General features: G+C 63.2%; 5 protein-coding genes. 2 read left to right on the top strand and 3 right to left on the bottom strand.

Annotated features, from left to right (window positions below; all coding sequences use genetic code 11):
• A partial coding sequence (locus ABWP09_RS09305) for a TadE/TadG family type IV pilus assembly protein (protein ID WP_353204867.1) occupies positions 1–371 on the top strand: 371 nt, incomplete at its 5' end.
• A gap of 329 nt (positions 372–700) precedes the next feature.
• Positions 701–2167, top strand: a complete 1467-nt coding sequence (locus ABWP09_RS09300) for a carotenoid oxygenase family protein (protein WP_353204866.1) — start codon at positions 701–703, stop codon at positions 2165–2167.
• Here ABWP09_RS09300 and ABWP09_RS09295 read toward each other — a convergent pair.
• The 3 genes from ABWP09_RS09295 to ABWP09_RS09285 form a co-directional block, all read right to left on the bottom strand.
• Positions 2164–2958 carry a DUF1295 domain-containing protein gene (locus ABWP09_RS09295; RefSeq protein WP_353204865.1) on the bottom strand — a complete coding sequence of 265 codons (795 nt, stop codon included), beginning with the start codon at positions 2956–2958 and terminating at the stop codon, positions 2164–2166. The genes ABWP09_RS09300 and ABWP09_RS09295 overlap by 4 nt on opposite strands.
• The gene (locus ABWP09_RS09290; protein WP_353204864.1) at positions 2955–4184 is read right to left on the bottom strand and encodes an acetyl-CoA acetyltransferase; all 1230 of its coding nucleotides are present in this window, start codon (positions 4182–4184) and stop codon (positions 2955–2957) included. The genes ABWP09_RS09295 and ABWP09_RS09290 overlap by 4 nt, the downstream gene beginning before the upstream one ends.
• A gap of 133 nt (positions 4185–4317) precedes the next feature.
• Positions 4318–4724 (bottom strand): sensor histidine kinase (locus ABWP09_RS09285; protein ID WP_353204863.1); only part of this gene is annotated, 407 nt, incomplete at its 5' end.

The following is a 4724-nucleotide window of genomic DNA, read 5'->3' as shown; positions in this document are numbered from 1 at the left end:
GCGCGGTCGAATTCGCTTTGGTCGCCCCTGTCCTGCTGGCGTTCATCTTCCTGCTGATCGAAGGCGGGCGGCTGGAATGGACGCAACAGGCCTTGCAGGAGGTCGCCTCGAACGCGGCCCGATGCATGGCGCTTGGGACCGCTCCGTGCGCTGATACGCCATCAATCCAGGGATATGCGGCAGCAAGGGGACTGGCTTGGGGGGTGTCGTTCAGTGCGGCTACCACCACTGTCACCGCAAACACGACGTGCAGCAGCGTTTCGGGCATGAACAAGATCACGATTAGCCTCCCTTATGGTGGCGTGACCAGACTTTTACCAATTGCACCGTCGGCGCTCACGGCATCCGCCTGCGTCCCATCTATTGGGTAAATCTTCGAGCGGTATCTTTCCGATATGGCTATTTTAATAAGATGTTAACCTTTCTCAAAACAACCACCCGTCTTGCGATGGGCACTCCGTTCTGACTCTATTGTAGGATAAATTCTCCAGTGCGGCGTATCGCGACATATTTTATGTGGAACGATCTTCGCGAGTGGCGAATGCGCGCAAATCGAGGACATCTGTCGATCCGCTTGACGCTGTTCGCTCAGCCTGGCGGTGGAAAGGCGGTGCGCTAAATTGCCGCACAAAGAATGCCCATGGCCAAATGCCGCCTGAGAGCTAGACTGCCCAAAAGTCCTGGATAGGAGCAGCGCCTCGTGCAGATCGAACGCCTCACGCCGGTTGCGTCGTCGCTACAGCCGAGCAACCACCCCTATCTCAACCATGCCTGGACGCCGCAGCATGAGGAGGTGACTGCGTTCGACCTCGAGGTGATCGAAGGCACGATCCCCGCCGACATCGATGGCGTCTATCTCCGAAACACCGAAAACCAACTGCACCAGCCGCTCGGCAAATATCACCCGTTCGATGGGGACGGGATGATCCACCAGATCGCTTTCTCGGGCGGTCGCGCGTCGTACCGCAATCGCTTCGTGCGCACGCGCTGTTTCCAGGCCGAACAGAACGCCGGAGAATCGCTATGGGGCGGGTTGATGGACCGGTCCGGCATCTCGAAGCGTCCCGGCTTTGGCGCGCATGGCGGCCTGAAGGATTCGTCGAGCACCGACATCATCGTTCATGCCGGCAAAGCGATCTCGACCTTCTACCAATGCGGCGAGGGGTATGTGCTCGATCCCGAAACGCTCGAACAATCGGGCGTCGCGCCGTGGGTTCCGCTCGACGGCATCTCGGCCCACCCCAAGGTCGATGACCGCACCGGCGAATTGCTGTTCTTCAATTATTCGAAGCACGCGCCGTACATGCATTACGGCGTCGTTGATGCGGGCGGCCGCGTCACGACCTACATCCCCGTTCCGCTGCCGGGGCCGCGCTTGCCGCACGACATGACCTTCAGCGAGAATTGGTCGATCGTGAACGATCTGCCGATGTTCTGGGACCAGGAGCTGCTCGCCCGCAACATCCATGCCGCGCGCCTGCATGAAGGCATTCCGTCGCGCTTCGCGCTGATCCCGCGCCACGGCAAGACAGAAGACATTCGCTGGTTCGACGCGGCACCGACCTACATCCTGCACTTCCTCAACGCCTATGAGGACGGCGATGAGGTGGTGATGGATGGCTATTTCCAGGACAATCCCCAGCCCCCGCCGCTGCCCAGCGAGGACGGCTATGGCCACATGATGGCCTATGTCGATGAGCACAGCTTCCTGCCGCGGCTGCACCGCTGGCGCTTCAATCTCGCCGATGGGACCACGACCGAAGAACGCCTCGACGAGCGGACGCTCGAATTCGGGATGATCGATGGCCGCGTTGCCGGGCGCAAACATCGCTACATCTATTCGACCACGACCAAGCCCGGCTGGTTCCTGTTCAACGGCTTCGTCAAACACGATCTTGAGACCGGCGAATCCTGGACGCTGATGCTGGAGGACGGCCGCTACGCCAGCGAAGCGCCGTTCGCGCCGCGCGTTGGGTCCACGGCGGAGGATGACGGCTATCTGGTGAGCTTCATCACTGACGAAAATCGCGGCACGAGCGAGTGCATCCTGATCGACGCGCGCGATATCGAGAGCGGCCCGGTGTGCCGCATCGCACTGCCGCACAAGATTTCGAGCGGCACGCATTCGCACTGGGCCGACCGCACCGTGCTACGCCGCTATGGCTAGCCGCGTTTGGGAAGCCACGGCACGAAACCCGAGGTGCGGCGGACATAGTCTTCATAATCGGGCTTCTTGCGCTTCATCCGACCCTCGACGGTCGGCACGCCCGACCATTTGATCAGCGTGAAGGTCAGCAGGATCGGCCCGGGCAGCGCCCACAACCCCGTCACGCTCTCCGCCGCGATCAGGTAGAGGCCCCACCACACGCACGCGTCGCCGAAATAGTTCGGATGGCGGGTGTAGCGCCACAGGCCGGTGCGCAGCACTCGGCCGGCATTCGCGGGATCGCGGCGAAAGGCGACAAGCTGCGCGTCGCCGATCGTTTCGAACACAATGCCGATCACCGCCAGCGCGGCACCAACCATGCCCAGCACACCAACCGGCGGCGCTCCGTCAAGCTGGCCAAGCTGCACCGGCAAACAGACGATGAACAGCATCGGTGCCTGGATCGCATAGACCAACCGCAGCGACGCCTGGTTGAAACCCCACCCCTTGTCGGTTTGCGCCTTGGCAAACATCGTTTGATAGCGGCGGTCTGCCCCGTGGTGACGCCAGCGCCACAACAGATAGCCGCCAAGCCGGACGCCCCAGACCGTGCACAGCACCATGAGCAGCATCGCTCGCCCAGGGTCCCCCGAGGTCTGCACGAAGCTGGCCCAACCGAGCACCACCATGCCAAGCGCCCAGATGCTGTCGATCGGCGTCACATCGCGCGTCTTGAGCGTCACCAGCCAGAACAGCGCGAACATGCCAACCAGCACTGCGGCATTGACCGCGAGCAGGTGTAGCGCGCTCATGCCGCGGCGCTTTCGACGATGAAGCTGACCGTCGTCGTGGTCGACCCACCGATATTGAGCGTCTGGACGCGGCGCGCGCCCTCGACCTGATAATCGCCCGCACCGTTCGACACCTGCTTCGCCGCGTCGAGCAGCATCCGCACGCCCGTCGCGCCGACCGGATGCCCGCATCCGATCAAGCCACCCGAGGGATTGATCGGCAAGCGCCCGCCCATCTCGATCGACCCGTCCTCGATCGCTTTCCACGATTCGCCCGGCGCGGTCAGGCCGAGATGGTCGATCGCCATATATTCGGTCGCGGTGAAGCAATCATGCGTTTCCACCGCATCGATCTGCGCAATGTCGGTCACGCCGGCACGGGCGCGCGCATCCTCGATCGCGCGGCGCACCTGCGGGAAGACATAGGCTTGGCCCGCACTATCGGCGATCTTGCGGGCATAGCCGATCGGCGCAGAGCGATGGCCCCAACCCGCGATCCGGGGGATTTGATCGAGCGAAATGCCGCGCTGCGCCGCATAATCGGCGGCACGCCGTTCCGATGCCAGGAACACCACCGCGCTACCGTCGGTGACTTGCCCGCAATCCATCTTGCGCGTCCGGCCCTCGACGACCGGGTTGGCCTCGTCATCGGCGGTGAAGCTCTCGGGTGCAAAGGCGTAGCCACGCGTCTGCGCGTTCGGATTGCGCTTGGCGTTGCCGAAATTAAGCGCGGCGATGCGCATCAGATGCTCGTATTTCAGGCCGTAGCGGCGATCATATTCCTCCGCGAGATCGGAAAAGGCAGCGGGCCAGACGTAGCGCGCATCGCCATATTCGTGGCCAGCCCATGCCGCCGCCCCCAGATATTCCGCCGCGGTCTGGCCGGGAACGTTGCGCATCTGTTCGATCCCAACGACGCAAGCGAGATCGTAGCGCCCAGCCTCGATCTCCGCCGTGGCGGCCAGCACGGCCACGCTGCCCGAAGCACAGGCTGCCTCATGACGCGCGGTGGGCAAGCCATCGAACGCTGCATCGACAAGCCCGAAAAATCCGCCAAGCAAGCCCTGACCCGCAAACAGTTCGGCGGTGAAATTGCCGACATGCCCCGCTTCGATGTCGGCGGCGTCGAGTGCGGTTGCCGCAAGGCCCTGTTGGACGCTCTCGGTAAAGGCGTCGGCCAGGTCCATTCCCCGCCGGCTCCAGACATCGGAGAAATCGCTCTGCCATCCGCCAAGGATGAAAACCATGCTTGATCCTCCTCTGCCTTTTTTACCTTAGTCGCAGGCGAATGGCTGCTTGGCAAATTTGCGGCCAGTTCCGCATCGCTGTTTCTTGCCGGCAATCCGCCCTAAAATCCGGCCCTGCGCCCGCGCCGCGTCCTCAAGCGTCGCCGATCACGATCTCGCAGGTCAAACCGCGCGCGCTCGGGCCACGGCGCACGCTGAATCGTCCGCCATGTGCCCGCGAGACGCGATCGACGATCGATAGCCCGATCCCGGATCCCTCGATGCTCGATCCCGCACCGCGCCAGAGTCGGTCCGTGAGGCGCAAAAGGTCAGCCTCGGGAATCGGTGGGCCGTCGTCGCTGACAGTGAGCCGCGAACCTGGGCCGCTTGTGACCACGATCGCCGTTCCCGGCGGGGTGTGGCGCGCCGCATTGTCGACCAGATTTTCAAGCGCCAGCGCGAGCGCCCCGGGATAGCCATGGGGGCAAAGAGGCGCGCCGTCAGATTCAAGCGCAATCGTCCGGCCCGACGCGAAAATGCCGGGCGCACGGTCGCTGACGA

This window comes from Sphingomonas sp. (assembly GCF_040398505.1).
Lineage (GTDB): Bacteria > Pseudomonadota > Alphaproteobacteria > Sphingomonadales > Sphingomonadaceae > Sphingomonas.
This window is presented reverse-complemented; position numbering and strand designations above follow the sequence as displayed.

Excerpts from the sequence above, each read along its gene's own strand:
- ABWP09_RS09295 (WP_353204865.1), bottom strand. The coding sequence starts at position 2,958 with ATGAGCGCGCTACACCTGCTCGCGGTCAATGCCGCAGTGCTGGTTGGC.
- ABWP09_RS09290 (WP_353204864.1), bottom strand. The coding sequence starts at position 4,184 with ATGGTTTTCATCCTTGGCGGATGGCAGAGCGATTTCTCCGATGTCTGG.